The organism is Botrimarina hoheduenensis (assembly GCF_007859815.1).
Classification (GTDB): domain Bacteria; phylum Planctomycetota; class Planctomycetia; order Pirellulales; family Lacipirellulaceae; genus Botrimarina; species Botrimarina hoheduenensis.
Map to the genome: position 1 here is coordinate 23,832 of NZ_SJPH01000011.1, position 16,441 is coordinate 40,272.

Sequence of the window (16,441 nt, forward strand, 5' to 3'; positions counted from 1 at the left end):
GCGTTGTGATAGCGGTGTGAACCTTTTGCCCGAGGTACCAAGCGATGCCCAAGATGATGACGACCGATCGAACGCCACGGACGGGGCGACCCAACGGCTTTACGCTCGTTGAGCTGCTCGTCGTGATCGCGATCATCGGCATCTTGGTCGCGATGTTGCTCCCGGCCGTCCAGGCGGCACGCGAGTCAGCCCGACGGATGCAATGCCTAAACCAGATCAAGCAGATCGGTCTGGCCCTGCACAACTATCACGCGACGAACGGCAACTTCCCGCCGACGGCAATCACCAACTTCAAGGGTTATCCGCCGTGCATCGCGGACCCAAGCGACTCGTCGCGGGTCGCCAGGACTTCAGAAAACAACCTCAACGCCATACTCGGCGTCACTGGGCTGACCAAGAAGTACGGTGGCGACTGCTCGGGCCCGCCGTGGACCGTGCTAATCCTGCCGTACCTCGAAGAGAACTCGCTCTTCGACCAGTTTGACCTCGACAAGCCGTTCGCGGGCGTCCGAGACAGGGCTTTCGACCCGGTCAACGGGACAGGCCCCGGGTGCTCTTTGGGCACCGAGAACGCAGCGGCGCAAATGGTGCGGAATTCGGCCTTCATGTGCCCGACTGACCCGGTGGGGGCCGAGCAAGACGCGGTCTGCAACTACCACCTGTGCCAGGGAGGCGGGCAGATCGTGTACTCCGCTGCCAGTTCGTCCTACAACGGCCTCACCTCGTGCGCGACGCTGCCTCCCGGCACGAGTTCGTTCTACATGAACGGGATCGCCCACGCGAACTCGAAGATCTCGGTCGCGATGGTCACCGACGGCACCTCGCACACGCTGATGGTTGGTGAAAACCGCTTGCACATGGAGCTTGGCGAGAACACGAGCATCCCCGAGCGAGGCAACCTCTGGTCTTCGTCAGAAAACGAAGGAACGATGCACCGCGGTCCGGCTCAAGCTGCGGCAGCGACCGAATTTGGCATCAACGGCGACAACCGGACTGGTCCCGGGCCTCTGGGGAATAACGTCTACTACCGGAACTGGATTCACCATTCCTGGAGTTCGGTCAACTTCGGAAGCTTCCACCCGGGAGGCGCCAGCTTCGCGTTTGCCGACGGCTCGGCTCACTTCTTGAGCGAAGACCTCGACGTGAAGCTCTACCAATCGATCGGCATGCGAAACAACGGCGGTGACGTCCTCGACGGCGCGAACATCGTCCGCGTGAGTGAGAGCCTCGTTGATTAAGGGCGGCTCGCGTTGCCGAACCAGCCTTGCTGTTCTTACCGAGAGTTCCGGGCATGACACTTGTTAACAGAAACCGGCGAGCGGCAGCGGGCTGCCTGATCGTTGCATCGACCGCGATGGTCCTCGGGTGCGGCGGGTCCGGCGTCCAGCGGCTCGACCTGAGCGGAACCGTCACCTACGACGGTCAACCCGTCCCCGCGGGTGAACTCCGCTTCGAGCCCAACGCCAGCAAAGGAGCGTCAGGCCCGGCCGGCTACGCCACGATCGTCGATGGCGAGTACGACACACGCAACGAAGACAAGGGGCCGGTCCCCGGTGCGGTTCGGATCAAGGTGATCGGCTATGTGAGCGCAAGAGAATTCGCTCCACAGCTGTTCCGCCCTTACACCATGGAAGCCGATCTTACCGAGAGTTCCGGCAGCTACGATATCGATGTCCCCACCGGCGGCAAGTAAGCGTTCGCCACCGAATGCGTGCCACCGCCCGCAAGCCTGGATTGCGATGACCACACCCACGAATCCGACTCGGCACGAGCAGTTTGTCGCGCTATTCGTGCGCCACGAGGCCGCGGTGCACTCGTTCATCATGACGCTCGTCCCCTCCATGGCCGACGCCGAGGAGGTACTCCAGGAGGCGAGCATGACGATGTGGCGGCGGTTTGATCAGTATCAGTCCGGCACCAGCTTCCGCAATTGGGCCTTCCAGGTCGCGAAGTACACAGCGTTTAACTTCGTCCGCAAGCTAGCCCGCGACCGGCATCGGTTCAGCGAGAACGTGATGATGCTGCTTGCCGAGCATGCCGAGCGTGAGCAGAGCGACCGCGAAGCTCGGCGACGCACGCTCGAGCACTGTATCGCTAAGCTTGAAGAGGGGGAACGGAGCCTCCTGTCGTCGTGCTACGCCGAGGGCTCGACGATCAAGAAGTACGCTGAAGAGGAGGGGCGGACCCCGAACGCCGTAAGCAAGCAGCTCAACCGTGTCCGACGGACGCTCCTGTTGTGTGTCCAACAGACCCTCAGGTTGGAGGCCTCTTCCTGATGTCTACCGACGCATCACACAAGTGGAACCTCGAGGTGCTCTCTCTCGCCGAGTCGATCGTTAATAACGAGGCGACTGCCGATCAGGTGCGCCGGCTCGAGGTGATTCTGGAACGCGAGGAATCGGCCCGATCGTTGTACCTCGACTACATCGATATCCACGCCGGGCTGCGGAGGCGCTACCTCTGCCCGGAACTCGAAGGCGACGACGAGGACAGTGCACGCGTCGATAAAGCGCAGCCGACAAGGCCGGCGGGGCGTGCTTCGCTGAGTCGAACCTGGCTGACCCTCGCCTTGGCAATGGCCGCTTCGATAGCCGGCGTCGTGATGAGCCCGATTATCCTCCGGCCGTTCGGCAGCAAGGCGGCGTCGCCTGACGAGTTGGCGGACGCCGCCAGCCTCAACGGCGTGGCGGTACTCTCTCGGCTCGTCGACGTGACCTGGTCTGAGGGGGCAGAGAGCCACCGCAAGGGCGCCCCGTTGCCCGTCGGTTCGCTCTCGATCGAATCTGGCTTGGTGCAGGTCGATTTTTATAGCGGCGCCATCGCGGTGCTCGAAGGCCCGGCGCAGCTCGAACTGATCTCCGCCAACCGCGCGGAGCTGACCTCCGGGAAACTCCGGGCGCGGGTCCCGACGCGCGCCCGCGGGTTCACGATCGCAACGGCGTCGGGCGAGGTCGTCGACCTTGGGACCGAGTTCGCGGTCGAGGCGCCCGACGGTGACGCCCCCGGGCAGTTGCACGTCATCGACGGCGAGGTGCGTTACCAACCGGCTCTCGACAGCGACAAGGCCTCGGTGAGCTTGCGTGAGGGGGAAGCAGTCTGGCTAGGCGACGAAGAGAACACGGCCCCGCCAGCGGTGGATGCCGGGGGTTTCGTCGGCCCGACCGAAGTCGAGACCCTAGCACGCCGCCACTCCGACACTCGACAGAAGCAGGCCGACGATTTGAAGCAACGGCTCCTGCAGGACCCCGATCTGATCGCCCTGTACGGGTACAGTTCTGAGCCGGAGTGGAGTCGCTTGTTCCGCAACTTCGCCCCGAACGCAGGCGACGACACGCACGGTTCGGTGGTTGGCGCCGAGTGGGTGCAGGGCCGCTGGCCGGGCCACAAGGCGCTCCGTTTCAACAACCCTAGCCACCGGGTCTCGATCAGCTTGCCCGGCGAGTTCGACTCGCTGACGCTGAGCACATGGATCGCCATCGATCGCTTTCACGCGACCAACCGGGTCGCCCTGCTTCACCCCGAGATCAACCAAGACCGCGCCATGTTCTGGACGCTCGACCGCGTGCCGGCTGGCGCGGTCCTCCACTTCGCCGAGTCGGACAACCCCCTCGACCGGTCGCAACGGAAGCACTACAGCTCGGTCGGCCAAGGGATGTTCAACAGCGACCTCGGGCGTTGGGTCCACCTGGCCGTTGTCTACGACACCGACCTGCGGAGAGTCGCTCACTATCGGAACGGGGTTCTGGTCGGCTGGCAACCGATCAAGCATCCAAGGAAGCTCGCGATCGGGTCGGGCGACCTCGGCAACTGGCCCTACAAGAACTGGGCCGAAGGCACCGAGTTCGCCATGCGAAACCTGATGGGCCGGATGGACGAGTTTGTCGCCATCGGCCGCGCGCTCTCGGGGCGTGAAATCCAAGAGATGCACGACCTGGGGGCGCCATGACATCAGCGCCGCGACGGCTGCGGGGATTGATCTGCGCGCCGGCTTGGGTGGCGACGATCGCCCTGGTCACCGCCCTATCGGTCGCCAACACGGCCGCAGCCGAGTCGGACGCCGAACCCGGCGCCGCGGGCGATGCGACCCTCGCGCAGTGGACGCTCAAAGGCCCGCTGCCGGGAGCCGTCTCGCGAGCGACAGACGACCTGCCGCTGTCGGACCAAGCCGGCTCTGAGGGGTGGGTTCTCGATGCCGCCACCTCGGACGAGTTCAACGGCGACACGCTGAACGACGAACTCTGGATGCCGCGGCATCGCTCGTGGCGCGGCCGCGCCCCGGCGCTCTTTTCCGAAGAGAACGTCGAGGTCCGCGACGGGCGCCTCCGGCTCTGGATGCGAAAGAACGGCGCGCCGCGTGGCGACGCGAACCCCGATTACCACACCTACACGTCCGCCGCGGTGCACGCCAAGAAGCGGACGCTCTACGGCTACTACGAAGTGCGGGCCAAGCCGATGGCTTCGGCCGGGTCGAGTTCGTTCTGGTTCGCCGGCACGTCCGATGGCTGGCGCACCGAGATCGACGTCTTCGAACTCGGCGGCAAGGCGGAGGGACACGAGAACCGAGTCAACATGAACCTGCACGTGTTCTGGACGCCCGAAGATCGCTCCCACCGCAACTGGGGCGGTGTTTGGAAGGCGCCGCGACCGCTCGCCGACGACTTCCACGTCTACGGCCTCGCGTGGACACCCGAACGGATCACCTACTACGTCGATGGCTCGCCCGTCCGATGGGTCGACAACGGCTACTGGCATCAGCCGATCTACACGATCTTCGACTCCGAAACGATGCCCGATTGGCTCGGGACGCCCGAAGACGACGACCTCCCTTCGGTCTACGAGATCGACTACCTCCGGGTCTGGCGCAAGCCCGTTAAACGACAGGCCGGCCTGAGCCGTCCAGGCGGAAACGCCACGCGTTAGCGTCGCCGCATTACACTGGGTTGGTCGGCTAACCACGCCCCCCGCAACACACGCTCTGGTCCCACGATGCGCACCGCTTGCCTCCTTGTCACTGCCCTCACGTTGGCGTCCCCGACCGCATCCGGCGAGCTGGGACCGATCCCGCTTGGTCCGGCCGTGCGGCCCGCCGTGGCGCCGCAAGACGGCCCGTACGAGCCAACCATAGAGTCGCTCCAGAACTGGCGAACGCCCGAGTGGTTCCGCAACGCGAAGCTCGGCATCTTCATCCACTGGGGCCCCTACGCGGTCCCGGCGCACGCCAGCGAGTGGTACCCGCGGAAGATGTACCAGGAGTATCGGACCTCGCCGAAGGGCGTTGTGAGCGACAAGAAAGAGCCCGTCTTCACCCATCACCGTGAAGCTTGGGGCGATCAGAAAGAGTTCGGCTACAAGGACTTCATCCCGTCTTTCCAAGCCGAGAGCTGGAACCCGGCAGCCTGGGTCGAGCTCTTCAAGAAGGCCGGCGCCCGATACGTGGTGCCGGTCGCCGAGCACCACGACGGCTTCGCGATGTACGACTCGTCGCTGACGCCTTGGAACTCGGTCGATCGCGGCCCGATGCGGGACTGCCTCGGCGAACTGGCGGCCGCTTGTCGCGAGGCGGATATGCGTTTCGGCGTCTCATCGCACTACGCTTTCAATTGGCGGTACTACACCTACGAGGATCGCTTCGACACGGTCGATCCCAAAAACGCCGAACTCTACGGACGCCGCCACGCGCCCGACGCCCCGGCGGACGAGGCGTTCCTCAAGCTTTGGAGCGCACGCACCACCGAGATCATCGACAAGTACCAGCCCGAGGTGCTCTGGTTCGACTTCGGGTTCAACTACCCCGAGTTCGACGACGCCCGCAAGAAGGTCGCCGCTCACTATTACAACCGCGGGCTCGCGAACGGGCAGGAAGTCGTCTTGCAGTACAAGGAAGGCCTTCACGGCACCCCGTTCCCGCCGGGGGCTGGGCTGCTCGACGTCGAGCGAGGGAAGCTCGCCGACATCCGCGAGTTGCCGTGGCAGACCGACACCTCGATCAGCACCAAGTCTTGGGGCTACATCGAAGGGGACACGTTCAAATCGAGCGACTCGCTCATCGACGACCTCATCGACATCGTCAGCAAGAACGGCTGCCTGCTGCTGAACGTCGGCCCCCGCGCCGACGGGACCATCCCCGAGGCGGGCCGCCGGGTGCTGCTAGAGATCGGCGACTGGCTCGCCGTCAATGGCGAGGCGATCTACGCCACGCGGCCCTGGACCAAGTTCGGCGAGGGGCCGACCGAGGTCGCCACCGGGCACCACACCGAGGGCAAGAACAGCGCGTTCACGTCGCAAGACATCCGCTTCACCCGCAACGGCGACACGCTCTACGCGATCGGCCTCGCCTGGCCGACCGACGGACACATCGAGATCGAATCGATGGGCGCCGGCGCGGGCCTGCTCGACAGCGGCGTCGCCTCGGTCGAGTTGCTCGGGAGCGACCAACCGGTCTCGTGGCGCCAAGAAGATGGCGCCCTGGTTGTCGACCTGCCGGCCGACGCCCCGCCGCAACCCGCCTACGCGTTGCGGGTCACGACCGGGACGTAGCCGCCGCTTCGCGTCAGATCCTCCTCCTATTCTTCCAACCGGGATTCCCCGCCCATGATCCGCACACCGAGAGTCCGCAGCCGGCGTCGTTTCGAGTCGCTCGAGACGCGTTGCGTCCTCTCGGTCACGCTCGGCGACCTGACCGCGGCGGGCATCTCGCAACGCGTCGTCGATTACATCGACACGAGCACCTACGAATCGCAGATCCTGGGCGACGACACGCTGGCAAACACGCTGATCGGGCTGCGTTCGACCCAGACGGCGCCGCAGGACGCCACGGTCCTCGACAGCGTCGCGGACCTTGCGCAGATCACCGCGGGGACGGTCGCCAACCCGAACGTCTACTTGATCCAGGGCGACCTGACGCTCACCAACACGATCGCGGTCCCGAGCAACGTCCACATCTACGTCGATGGCAGCCTCTTCAGGCAGGGCTCGTTCGTCGCGCCGGGCGGCGTGCACAGCGTCGAGAACACCGGCACGAACGCCGACGCCATCTTCCGGCTCAACGGCTCGGACAACGTCAAGCTGATCGGCGTCAACGACGCGCTGCTTCACAGCACGCCGAATCTGGACGTCAACTCGCCGCACACGACGGCCGTCTTCATCGGCGGCGGATCGCACAACGTCGAGGTCGACGGCTTCGAGATGGCGTACGTCTGGAACGGGGTCGCCGCCCACCCGTTCAACATCCGCGACGTCACGATCACGAACAACTACATCCACGACACGCTCGATCGCGGCATCTGGTCGCTCGGCACGACCAACCTGCGGGCGGCGCACAACTTCGTCGAGAACACGGGGATCGACAGCCTCGACTGGGACGCCTTCACGAACGACGCGATCGGGTACGAGAACGTCTCGATCGGGGCGGGCCGCTTCGCGGGCTTCGTCGAGGAGGGGACCGAGGACAGCTACTTCATCCGCGGGCTCGCGATGATCGCCGACTTCGGCAACCCCAACCGCGGATTCATGCTCGGCTGGGCGGATAACGGCTCGTCCCAGAACTTCGTCAGCAACAATCCGAACCCGTCCGAGTGGACCGAGCACAACTACTTCATTGACAATGTCGTCTTCACCGAGGGCAACGTCCCGCAGTCAGGCGGCGACTACTTCGCGAAGGAGAACGCCGGCAAGGGCCCGACCTACTTCTGGGCCAACCGCGGATTCGGGGCCGGGCAATCGACGAACTTCTTCTTCGACGCCGAGTGGTTGACGTTCCTCCCGACCGCCGGCGGCAGGAACAACGCGGTCAACGCCGTCCAGCTGCTCGCGGACCTCGACGCCGAGTTCAACCAAGTCACCGGGATTGTCTTGTCGGCCCCGCTGGTCAGCGTGCCGGACGGCGCCCCGATCGGGTCGCCCGTCGGTGTCGTGACACCGCTCAACGCGGACGTCGCGGCCCTCACGTTCGAGATCGTTGCCGGCAACCCGGGCGGCGCCTTTGCAATCGACGAATCGGGCGTGCTGACCGTCGCGGGACCGATCGCGTTCGCTACCCAGTCGAGCTACACGCTCACCGTCGAAGCGACCGACGGCTCCGAGGTCGGCTCGACCGAGGTCCTTGTGACGGTTGTGTCGCCGTTCGCAACCGTGAAGAGGCTGTTTGATCACGACTTCGCGGCGCCGGTCTTCTCAAACGCCGCGGACCTCCGCGGCCAGCAAGGTTGGACCGCGCAGAACGGGTGGTCCGTCATCGACGCCTCCGGCTTCGGCTACGCGACCTCGTCAAGCACCGCCTTCCAGGGCGTCACCAATAACACGATCGGCCGAGCCGACGCCGGCGAAACCCTGCGGGTCGAGATCGACTTCGATATCGAGGTCACGCAAGACACGACCTCCGATCAGTTCCGCTTCGGCGTCACGACGCTCGACGCGAGCGGGAACTTCGTCCCGGCAGTCGGCAACAATGGCGGTTCGTTCTTGTCGGCCAAGGTGCGCTACGCAGCCGGCGACGGCGGCCTCGAGCTGTTCCCCGAAGAAGACTCCGGGACCGCAATCTCCCTCCCCGGGGCCCTGATCGGCATCGACCGCGGCGCGGGGGACAACCAGACCGACCCGCTCCGAGCCACGTGGGAAGCGACCAAGTCCGAAACAAGCGGCCAATGGGACGTGACGCTGGCCGTCGAGAACCTAGCGACGGGCCAGCGCCTCGGTGAGCAAGCGGTCACGGTCGACGACGATGGCGTCTATGACGCCTCGACCGGGCTATTCGCGGGCGTCAGGACCTTGCAGAACGCCTCGCAGAGCGTCTTTCGAATCGATCGGTTCGCCTACCAAACGATCGACCCCGGCTCGGCGATCGCGGGCGACTACAACGCCGACGGCACGGTCAACGCCGCCGACTACACGATCTGGCGTGACGCGTTCGGCCAGACGGGCGAGTCCCTGCCGGCCGACGGCGATCGCGACGGCGAGGTCGATCTCGACGACCACCGCGTCTGGGCCGAGAACTACGGCCAGGTCGCCGCCGCGAGCGCCGCCCTGGGTCGCTCGACAGCGGCGCCGACCGCGGCAGCCGAAGCATCTGGAAGCGTTGTCACGACTCCCGCGACGAATACCCCGATCCCATCGGCCACGCCTGTCGCTTTCGCCCGGACCGTTGACGCCGCAACGGGGTCCGCTTTCCCATCCTCGGTCACCCCCGAACCGGCCGCCGTCGTGGCGACGGCTCGCGACGCCAGCTTGTTGCTGCTGTCACCCGACCAGCTCGCGGACGAGAGCCCCGAAGATATCGCGTTCGCCAGCGAGTACGCTGGGGAAGCCGGCGCCCCCACGAGCGCCGTCGACGAAGCCTTCGGCCTGAGCCCGCTAGTGCTGCGTCAAGCCGAACGCTTGGGGTGACTAGAGAACCAGACCATCTCCGAGGAAAGGCGTTTCGGCTTGCCGGCTACCGAAAAGATTCGTTTGACGGACAACTAGCATGATGAATCCCTCAGCATTCACCCGCCACGCCCTACGAGTCTTCTCAACGCTGGTTGCTTTGACCGCGGGGGCGGTCGCCTGCCGCGCTGCCGAGCAGCCCAACGTGCTGTTCATCATGTCGGACGACCACGCCGCCCAGGCGGTCGGGGCGTACGGCGGCAGGCTTTCGGCGCTCGATCCCACCCCGACGCTCGACCGGCTGGCCGCCGAAGGCGTACGATTCTCGAACTGCTTCAACAGCAACTCGATCTGTGTCCCGAGCCGCGCGACGCTGCTCACGGGGCAGTACTCGCACCGCAACGGCGTCTTGACGCTCAACGGCGCGCTGCCGGCGCCCCGTCAGGCGCTCGCCCACGCCGTCAACGCGGCCGGCTACGACACGGCGATGATCGGCAAGTGGCACCTCAAGGCCGAGCCGGGGGCGTTCAACCACTACTGTGTCCTCAAGGGCCAGGGGAAGTACTTCAACCCCACGTTCCGGGTCCGTGGGCCCAACCCCTGGCCCGAGAACACGATCCGGCCCTCGGACCGGGCGTACGACTCGATCCACTCGTCGGACGCGATCACCGACCAGTCGATCGCTTGGTTGCGCGGCCGGAAGAGCGAGAAACCGTTCTTCCTGATGCACCACTTCAAGGCGCCCCACGATAACTTCGAGAACGCGGAGCGTTACGACTGGCTTTTCAACGACGCGACGATCCCGGAGCCGCCGACCCTGTACGAACGGGGCGAACACGGCCCCGCCGGTCGAGCAGCCTACGGCACCAGCGTGTCGCGGCGGAACACACGCCGCAACATGGGCCATCACATGGCGACGCCCGAGTCGCTCTCGGATCGCGAGTACACCGCCGAGACCTATCAACGCTACTTGAAGAAGTACCTCCGCTGCGTGCGTGGCGTCGACGACAACATCGCCCGCCTGCTCGAGTGCCTCGACGGCCTGGGGCAACTCGAGAACACGATCGTCGTCTACACGTCCGATCAAGGCTTCATGCTGGGCGAGCACGATTACATCGACAAGCGATGGGGCTACGAGGAGTCGATGCGGATGCCGCTGATCGTTTGGCGGCCCGGGCGGTTCTCGGAGGGCGAGGTCCGAGACGAGTTGGTCACGAACGTCGACTTCTTGCCGACGCTCGTCGAGATGGTCGGCGGCGACGCTTCGCCGATCGAGCACCAGGGCGAGAGCCTCGTCCCGCTGCTGGGCGGCGGCGATCCGCCGGAATGGCGCGACGCGGTCTACTACCGTTACTGGATGCACATGACCCACCACGACGTCCCCGCGCACTACGGCGTGCGGACCGCCGACCACAAGCTGGTCTACTTCTACGGGCTGCCGCTCGACGCCCCCGGCGCCCTGCCCGACCCGACGCCCGCCCACTGGGAGTTGTACGACCTCCGCAGCGACCCGGACGAGGAGCGGAACGTCATCGACGACCCGGCCTACCGTGACGTCGCCGATCGCTTGAAAGCGCGTCTGCTCGAACTCAAAGAGGAAGTCGGCGACACCGATGAGGGCCATCCCGCGTTGATGAAGGTCCGCGAGGCGACATGGTGATCCGCTCCGTCTTACCCTTGCTCGGGTTCGTTTGGCTGGCGAACGTCGCTCCGGCCGAGACGTCGCGCCCGAACCTGGTTTTCGTCCTCACGGACGACCACCGTCGGGACTTCCTCGGCTGCTACGGCAACACGGCGATCGAGACGCCGCACCTCGACGCGTTGGCGGCCGACGGCGTGTTGTTCGAGAACGCCTCGGTCACCAGCGCGATCTGCACGCCCAGCCGCGCCAGCTACTTCCTGGGTCAGTACGAACGCCGGCACGGCGTCAACTTCAACTCGGGCACGGCCATGTCGATGCGGGCCTGGGCGGGCAGTTTCCCGGTCCTGCTGCGCGAAGCGGGCTACTTCACCGGGTACGTCGGCAAGAACCACGTCGCGATCGGCGCACACGGTTACGACACGGGCCTGATCGAACAGAGCTTCGACTACTGGTACGGCGCCCACGGCCACCTGCACTTCTATCCGAAGGAGACGCACGACGTGTTCCGTGCGGCGCAGAGCGACACCCAGGTCGAGGTCCTGACGGAGGGCGCGAGCGTCTTCCTCGATCGCGACGCCGACTATCTCGAAGGGACCGCCGCGTTCGTTGACCAACGCCCCGAGGACCAACCGTTCCTCTTGATGGTCGCCTTCAACCTGCCGCACGGGGCGAGCACGAGCCGGATGGAGCTGCGTCCCGAAGACGACGCCCTGTACCGAACGGCTTACCGCGACCGGCTCGACACGCTGCCGATCCCCTCGACCTACGTCGAACGGGCCGAGATCGACGAGCCGAAGCTCCCGCCCGACGTGGCGCACGTCGAGTTCCGTCAGCACGGCTACGACTGGGTCGATCAGGAGGCGTCGCTCCGCGAACGCGTCGTCCGGCACTACCAGACCGTCACCGGGATCGACCGGTTCCTGGGGCGGCTCCGCGACGTGCTCCGCGAGCAAGGCGTCGCCGACAACACGGTCATCGTCTTTGCCTCGGACCACGGTCTGCTGTTCGGCGAGCACGGCCTCGGCGGCAAGGCGTTGAACTACGAGCCCTGCCTGGCGATCCCGATGATCGTGCACGACCCGCGTCAGCCCGCGGAGCGCCGCGGCCGGCGAGAGCCCGCCCTGGTTCAATCGATCGACGTCGCGCCGACGCTGCTCGACCTGGCCGACGTCACCCCGCCCGAGTCGATGCAAGGGAGCAGCCTCCAACCGCTCCTCGAGGGCGATCCCTCCGGCTGGCGGACCCACGCGTTCTCCGAGAACCTCTGGTCGACCTACTTCGGCAACCCGCGCTGCGAGAGCGTGCGGGGCCAGCGTTGGAAGTACATCCGCTACTTCGCCAACGACCGCGAACTCTACAAGGACTTCGACCTGTCGACGGTATACCTGAACAACGAACTGAACGCCACCAACTACCGGCGATGGCTGACCTCTTCGCTGCGCGGCGAGTCGCCGGACTACGAGGAACTGTTCGACCTCGAAGCCGACCCGGACGAGACCACGAACCTCACCTCGGCGCCGGAACACGCCGACGTGCTCGACGCGATGCGGCGCCGCTGTCTCGCCATGGCGCGGGAAGCCAAAGGCGACCTCGACGCCCCGCCGGCGACCGTCCCATTGCAATTCGGTTCGGCCGGTAAGTGAGCTTCAACGCAGGGCCCTGAACGCGCGCGGCGAGATGCCGAACGTCGCCTTGAAGGTCCGCGAGAAGTGGAACGGGTCGCTGTAGCCGAGCCCACCCGCGATCGCTTGGACCTGATCGTTGGTCTCCCTCAGCAGCTCCGCGGCCAGGTTCATGCGGAGCCGCGTCAGGTGCTGATGCGCCGACTGGCGACCGTGCTGCTTGAACAACCGGCTCAGGTAGGCGGGCGACACGCCGCATTCAGCGGCCGCCTGCTGCTGCGAGACGAGCGTCGCGGCGTGCGCGTCGATGTACTCGACACAGCGGAGGTAGGTCTCGTACGGCGTGCCCCCGCCCGAAGGCTGCGTAACCCGGTTCGCCGCGATCCTCAGGGCGAGGCAACGCAGCAGCGCGACGCCGAGCTCCGCCGAGAAGTCGTCGCCCCGCATTCCGTCGCGGATCAGTTCGTTGAAGATCAACACGACCTCGGGCAGCGAGCCGACCCGACCGACGCCCCCGAGCGTGATCCCCGCGGCGGCGAAGACGTGCGGCGCTTCGACGCCGACAAAGTCGACGAAGTACTTCCCCAAACGCGATTGCCGGCTGGTCGTGATCGTGTGCGACACGCCGGGACCGTAGCTGAAGACCGTCCCCTGCCGCAGCGCGTGTTGCTCGCCACGCAGCACAAGCTCGCCCCGGCCGCGAGCGACCAACTCGATCGAGTAATAAGGGAAGGTCTCCCGCACGATCTCGTAGTCGGGCTGCGACTCCTCGTAGCCCCCGCAAACCACCACCAGGGGCGTGTTCGCCGGCGGCGCGAGGTCCAGGTAGAAGCGGCGCGCGCTGGTGACCGCCGCGGAAAAGAACGAGGGCGAGGCGCGGTCGGGCATGGACGGGGCGAGCCGATGTCAAGGATTGGCAGGTGCCTACTATGATCCATGGACGCCGGCCGCGCCGCAACCGAAGCTTAAAGGTGTTCAAGCGAACCGCGAGCTTGCCCTGAGACCGGGCCGCCGCACCGGCTCGCTTCTCTTCTACGACTCTTCGGACGGATCGATGGACGGACAATCAGGCACGGACAACGAAGCTCAGCCGGGCGGCTCCTTCGCGAGCGTCGTGCCGCGCGAGTTTTGGTACCCCTTCGCGTTGGTCACCACGCTCTTCGCGCTGTGGGGCTTTGCGAACGACATCACCAACCCGTTGGTGAAGGCGTTCAAAGAGATCTTCTTGATCACCAACCAGCAGAGCAGCCTGGTCCAAACCGCCTTCTACGGCGGGTACGCGACCATGGCGATCCCCGCCGCGTTGGTGATCCGGAAATTCTCGTACAAGACGGGCATCTTGCTCGGGCTGAGCCTCTACGCGATCGGCGCGTTGCTCTTCATCCCGGCGAGCAACAACATGGCCTTCGGGCTGTTCTTGGTCGCCCTCTACGTGCTGACCTTCGGGCTGGCGTTCTTGGAGACCGCCGCGAACCCGTACATCCTGTCGATGGGCCCGCCGGAAACCGCGACGCGTCGGTTGAACTTCGCTCAGGCGTTCAACCCGATCGGTTCGCTGATCGGCATGATCGTGGCGAGCAACGTCGTGCTCGCGGGGCTGCAAGTCGGCGACTTCCGCCAGCAGCAGATGGACGCCCACCCCGAGTACGCGACCATGCTCCCCGGCGAGGTCGACGGCAAGGTCACCGAGGCCCTCGAGGCGTACGCCGAGAACGAGCCCGAGGCGCACGGCGAGATGCAATCGCACGACCTCCGAGTCGTGCGGACGCCTTACGTCGTGATCGCGATGGTCGTGATCGGCGTGCTGTTGGTGTTCCTGCTGTCGAAGCTGCCCGACACGGGCCACGAAGAGGACCCGATCCGCTTGACGGAGTTGCTGGGCCGCCTAGCGACGTTCCGCTACGTTGGCGGGGTGATCGCCCAGGCCTTCTACGTCGGCGCCCAGATCATGTGCTGGACCTTCATCATCCACTACGGGGTGACCCTGCTCGGGCTGCCGGCCGCGATGGCCCAGAACTGGAACATCGCCGCGATGCTGACGTTCCTCGTCGGCCGCTGGCTCGGCACGATCTTCTTGCTGAGGCACGTCGACGCCGGCAAAGCGTTGGGGCTGCTCGCCGTCGGGGGCGCCGTGGCGACGCTCGGCGCAATCTTCACGCCGGGGCTGCCGGGCATCGTCTGCGTGGTCGCGATCTCGCTGTTCATGTCCGTTATGTTCCCAACGATCTACGGCCTCGCGCTATCAAACCTCACGCCGAATGACGCGAAGCTCGGCTCCGCGGGGCTAATCTTCGCCATCGTCGGCGGGGCTTTGATGCCGCCCCTGCAGGGGGGCGTCATCGACACCGGCACGCTCTCTATTGGGCCGCTCGCCGTCCCGCTCGGCTTCCTCAGCAGCGAGCCGGTCCGGGCGTCGTTCGCCCTCCCGTTGGTCTGCTTCTTCGTGATTGCGGCGTACGGATTCGCTGTCGCAAGCAAACCGAAAGCTGAGTAGTCCTGGCCGAAAGACGGCTTGGCATTCGACCGGACCCCTACCCCTGACCCCAATCGGATGAGCACCCCCTATCCCACCACGATCGGCCTCGCTCCGTCGTTCGGATTCGGCGACCGAATCGGCTTGGCGACGCCGGGCCACGTCGCGGCGATGCGACAAGCGGGCGAGGGCGTCACCGCGATGTTCGCGCAGCAGTCGATCCGCGAGATGACGCGGACCGGCCGGTCTCCCGACCGGGTCATGGGCGACGCGATGAGCGCCCTGCTCGGCGCGAATTGGCAGCGGCCGCACGCCGCCGACGCGGACCATCTGAAGACTCTTGCCGACATCGACATGACGGCCGATGTCGGCTTCACGTTCTTCACGCTCGATCCGTCAGGCGACGTCGATCAGCGGGCGGACGACTATAGCGCGTCGGATGTCGACGAGAAGTTCGCGACACTCAGAGAGTCAGCCCGATGGGTCCCCGATTACGTCGGGCGAGACGTCACGCTACCGAACGGGACACGCCTCGAATTCGACGAAGCCTCAGTCAAGCGGGCCGCCGTGAAATACGGCGCCGCGATCGATACGGCCGTCGCACTGGGGGCTCACGTCGCAAAGGTGCAGGAGGCGGCCGGTCGGCCCTACGAGATCGAGTTGAGCGTCGATGAGACGGACCAGCCGACAACGCTCGTCGAGCACTACATCATCGCCGAGCTATGCCTCTCCCAGGGGATGAAGCTGGTTTCGCTTGCCCCGCGATTCGTCGGCAAGCTCGAGAAGGGCGTCGACTACATCGGCGACGTGTCTGCCCTCGAAGCGTCGCTCGCCGACCACGCGGCGATCGCCAAGAGCCTCGGCCCGTACAAGCTGAGCCTGCACTCGGGCTCGGACAAGCTGTCGATGTACCCGGCCCTGGCGCGCGCGACCGAGGGCCGCTTCCACGTGAAGACGGCCGGCACCTCGTACCTCGAAGCGGTCCGCGTCGCGGCGCTCGAAGAGCCCGAGCTGTTCCGCGACCTCATCCGTTTCGCGCGGGAGCGCTACGACACCGATCGGGCCACCTACCACGTCCACGCCACGCTCGCGTCGGCGCCCGAGCCGTCGTCCGATGTCAGCGACCAGCAGCTGCAGGACGCGTACCTCGAGAATTGGGAGACGGTCCCCGGCGGCGCCGGCTTCACGGCGGCGGGTCGCCAGATCCTCCACTGCACGTTCGGCTCGACGCTTACCGATGAGCTGCTGGGCCCCGCGCTAAGGGAGTGCTTGGAGAGCAACCTGGGCTCCTACACGGCCGTACTGTGCGAGCACTTCTCGCGACATCTCGAAGCCCTTCGCTGA

The 16,441-nt window shown here is 65.9% G+C and carries 12 protein-coding genes; 11 read left to right on the top strand and 1 reads right to left on the bottom strand.

Annotated features, from left to right (window positions below; translation table 11 throughout):
* The first annotated feature begins 44 nt into the window (after positions 1 to 44).
* From Pla111_RS16050 to Pla111_RS16090, 9 genes are all read left to right on the top strand, one after another.
* Complete coding sequence (locus Pla111_RS16050; protein WP_146575475.1) at positions 45 to 1,238, top strand: DUF1559 domain-containing protein; 1,194 nt, start codon at positions 45 to 47, stop codon at positions 1,236 to 1,238.
* Between the two features lie 53 nt (positions 1,239 to 1,291).
* A complete protein-coding gene (locus tag Pla111_RS16055; protein WP_146575476.1) occupies positions 1,292 to 1,693 on the top strand; it encodes a hypothetical protein in 402 nt (133 codons plus the stop codon).
* 46 nt (positions 1,694 to 1,739) lie between these two features.
* A complete protein-coding gene (locus Pla111_RS16060; protein ID WP_197525093.1) occupies positions 1,740 to 2,276 on the top strand; it encodes a sigma-70 family RNA polymerase sigma factor in 537 nt (178 codons plus the stop codon).
* On the top strand, positions 2,276 to 3,946 hold the full coding sequence (locus Pla111_RS16065) for a LamG-like jellyroll fold domain-containing protein (protein ID WP_146575478.1): 1,671 nt from the start codon (positions 2,276 to 2,278) through the stop codon (positions 3,944 to 3,946). The genes Pla111_RS16060 and Pla111_RS16065 overlap by 1 nt, the downstream gene beginning before the upstream one ends.
* Positions 3,943 to 4,920: a family 16 glycosylhydrolase gene (locus tag Pla111_RS16070; RefSeq protein WP_146575479.1), complete on the top strand. Its 978-nt coding sequence runs from the start codon at positions 3,943 to 3,945 to the stop codon at positions 4,918 to 4,920. Before Pla111_RS16065 ends, Pla111_RS16070 begins: the two co-directional genes overlap by 4 nt.
* A 102-nt stretch (positions 4,921 to 5,022) precedes the next feature.
* Positions 5,023 to 6,537: an alpha-L-fucosidase gene (locus Pla111_RS16075; protein ID WP_197525094.1), complete on the top strand. Its 1,515-nt coding sequence runs from the start codon at positions 5,023 to 5,025 to the stop codon at positions 6,535 to 6,537.
* Between the two features lie 54 nt (positions 6,538 to 6,591).
* A complete protein-coding gene (locus tag Pla111_RS16080) occupies positions 6,592 to 9,381 on the top strand; it encodes a cadherin domain-containing protein (protein WP_146575481.1) in 2,790 nt (929 codons plus the stop codon).
* A gap of 79 nt (positions 9,382 to 9,460) precedes the next feature.
* Positions 9,461 to 11,020: a sulfatase family protein gene (locus tag Pla111_RS16085; protein ID WP_197525095.1), complete on the top strand. Its 1,560-nt coding sequence runs from the start codon at positions 9,461 to 9,463 to the stop codon at positions 11,018 to 11,020.
* Complete coding sequence (locus Pla111_RS16090; RefSeq protein WP_197525096.1) at positions 11,014 to 12,645, top strand: sulfatase-like hydrolase/transferase; 1,632 nt, start codon at positions 11,014 to 11,016, stop codon at positions 12,643 to 12,645. Before Pla111_RS16085 ends, Pla111_RS16090 begins: the two co-directional genes overlap by 7 nt.
* 3 nt (positions 12,646 to 12,648) lie before the next feature.
* Here Pla111_RS16090 and Pla111_RS16095 read toward each other — a convergent pair whose 3' ends face one another.
* Positions 12,649 to 13,512, bottom strand: coding sequence for a helix-turn-helix transcriptional regulator (locus Pla111_RS16095; RefSeq protein ID WP_146575482.1), 864 nt, complete (start codon positions 13,510 to 13,512; stop codon positions 12,649 to 12,651).
* Between the two features lie 166 nt (positions 13,513 to 13,678).
* Here Pla111_RS16095 and fucP point away from each other — a divergent pair, with 166 nt between their 5' ends.
* Together fucP and Pla111_RS16105 are read left to right on the top strand one after the other, a co-directional pair.
* On the top strand, positions 13,679 to 15,118 hold the full coding sequence (gene fucP / locus Pla111_RS16100; protein ID WP_146575483.1) for an L-fucose:H+ symporter permease: 1,440 nt from the start codon (positions 13,679 to 13,681) through the stop codon (positions 15,116 to 15,118).
* A gap of 57 nt (positions 15,119 to 15,175) precedes the next feature.
* On the top strand, positions 15,176 to 16,441 hold the full coding sequence (locus Pla111_RS16105; protein WP_146575484.1) for a tagaturonate epimerase family protein: 1,266 nt from the start codon (positions 15,176 to 15,178) through the stop codon (positions 16,439 to 16,441).

Bases quoted from the DNA above. Each gene is read 5' to 3' on its own strand.
- Pla111_RS16085 (WP_197525095.1), top strand. From the start codon at position 9,461: ATGATGAATCCCTCAGCATTCACCCGCCACGCCCTACGAGTCTTCTCA.
- Pla111_RS16055 (WP_146575476.1), top strand. From the start codon at position 1,292: ATGACACTTGTTAACAGAAACCGGCGAGCGGCAGCGGGCTGCCTGATC.
- Pla111_RS16090 (WP_197525096.1), top strand. From the start codon at position 11,014: ATGGTGATCCGCTCCGTCTTACCCTTGCTCGGGTTCGTTTGGCTGGCG.
- Pla111_RS16095 (WP_146575482.1), bottom strand. From the start codon at position 13,512: ATGCCCGACCGCGCCTCGCCCTCGTTCTTTTCCGCGGCGGTCACCAGC.
- Pla111_RS16060 (WP_197525093.1), top strand. From the start codon at position 1,740: ATGACCACACCCACGAATCCGACTCGGCACGAGCAGTTTGTCGCGCTA.
- Pla111_RS16105 (WP_146575484.1), top strand. From the start codon at position 15,176: ATGAGCACCCCCTATCCCACCACGATCGGCCTCGCTCCGTCGTTCGGA.
- Pla111_RS16070 (WP_146575479.1), top strand. From the start codon at position 3,943: ATGACATCAGCGCCGCGACGGCTGCGGGGATTGATCTGCGCGCCGGCT.
- Pla111_RS16050 (WP_146575475.1), top strand. From the start codon at position 45: ATGCCCAAGATGATGACGACCGATCGAACGCCACGGACGGGGCGACCC.
- Pla111_RS16080 (WP_146575481.1), top strand. From the start codon at position 6,592: ATGATCCGCACACCGAGAGTCCGCAGCCGGCGTCGTTTCGAGTCGCTC.
- fucP (WP_146575483.1), top strand. From the start codon at position 13,679: ATGGACGGACAATCAGGCACGGACAACGAAGCTCAGCCGGGCGGCTCC.
- Pla111_RS16065 (WP_146575478.1), top strand. From the start codon at position 2,276: ATGTCTACCGACGCATCACACAAGTGGAACCTCGAGGTGCTCTCTCTC.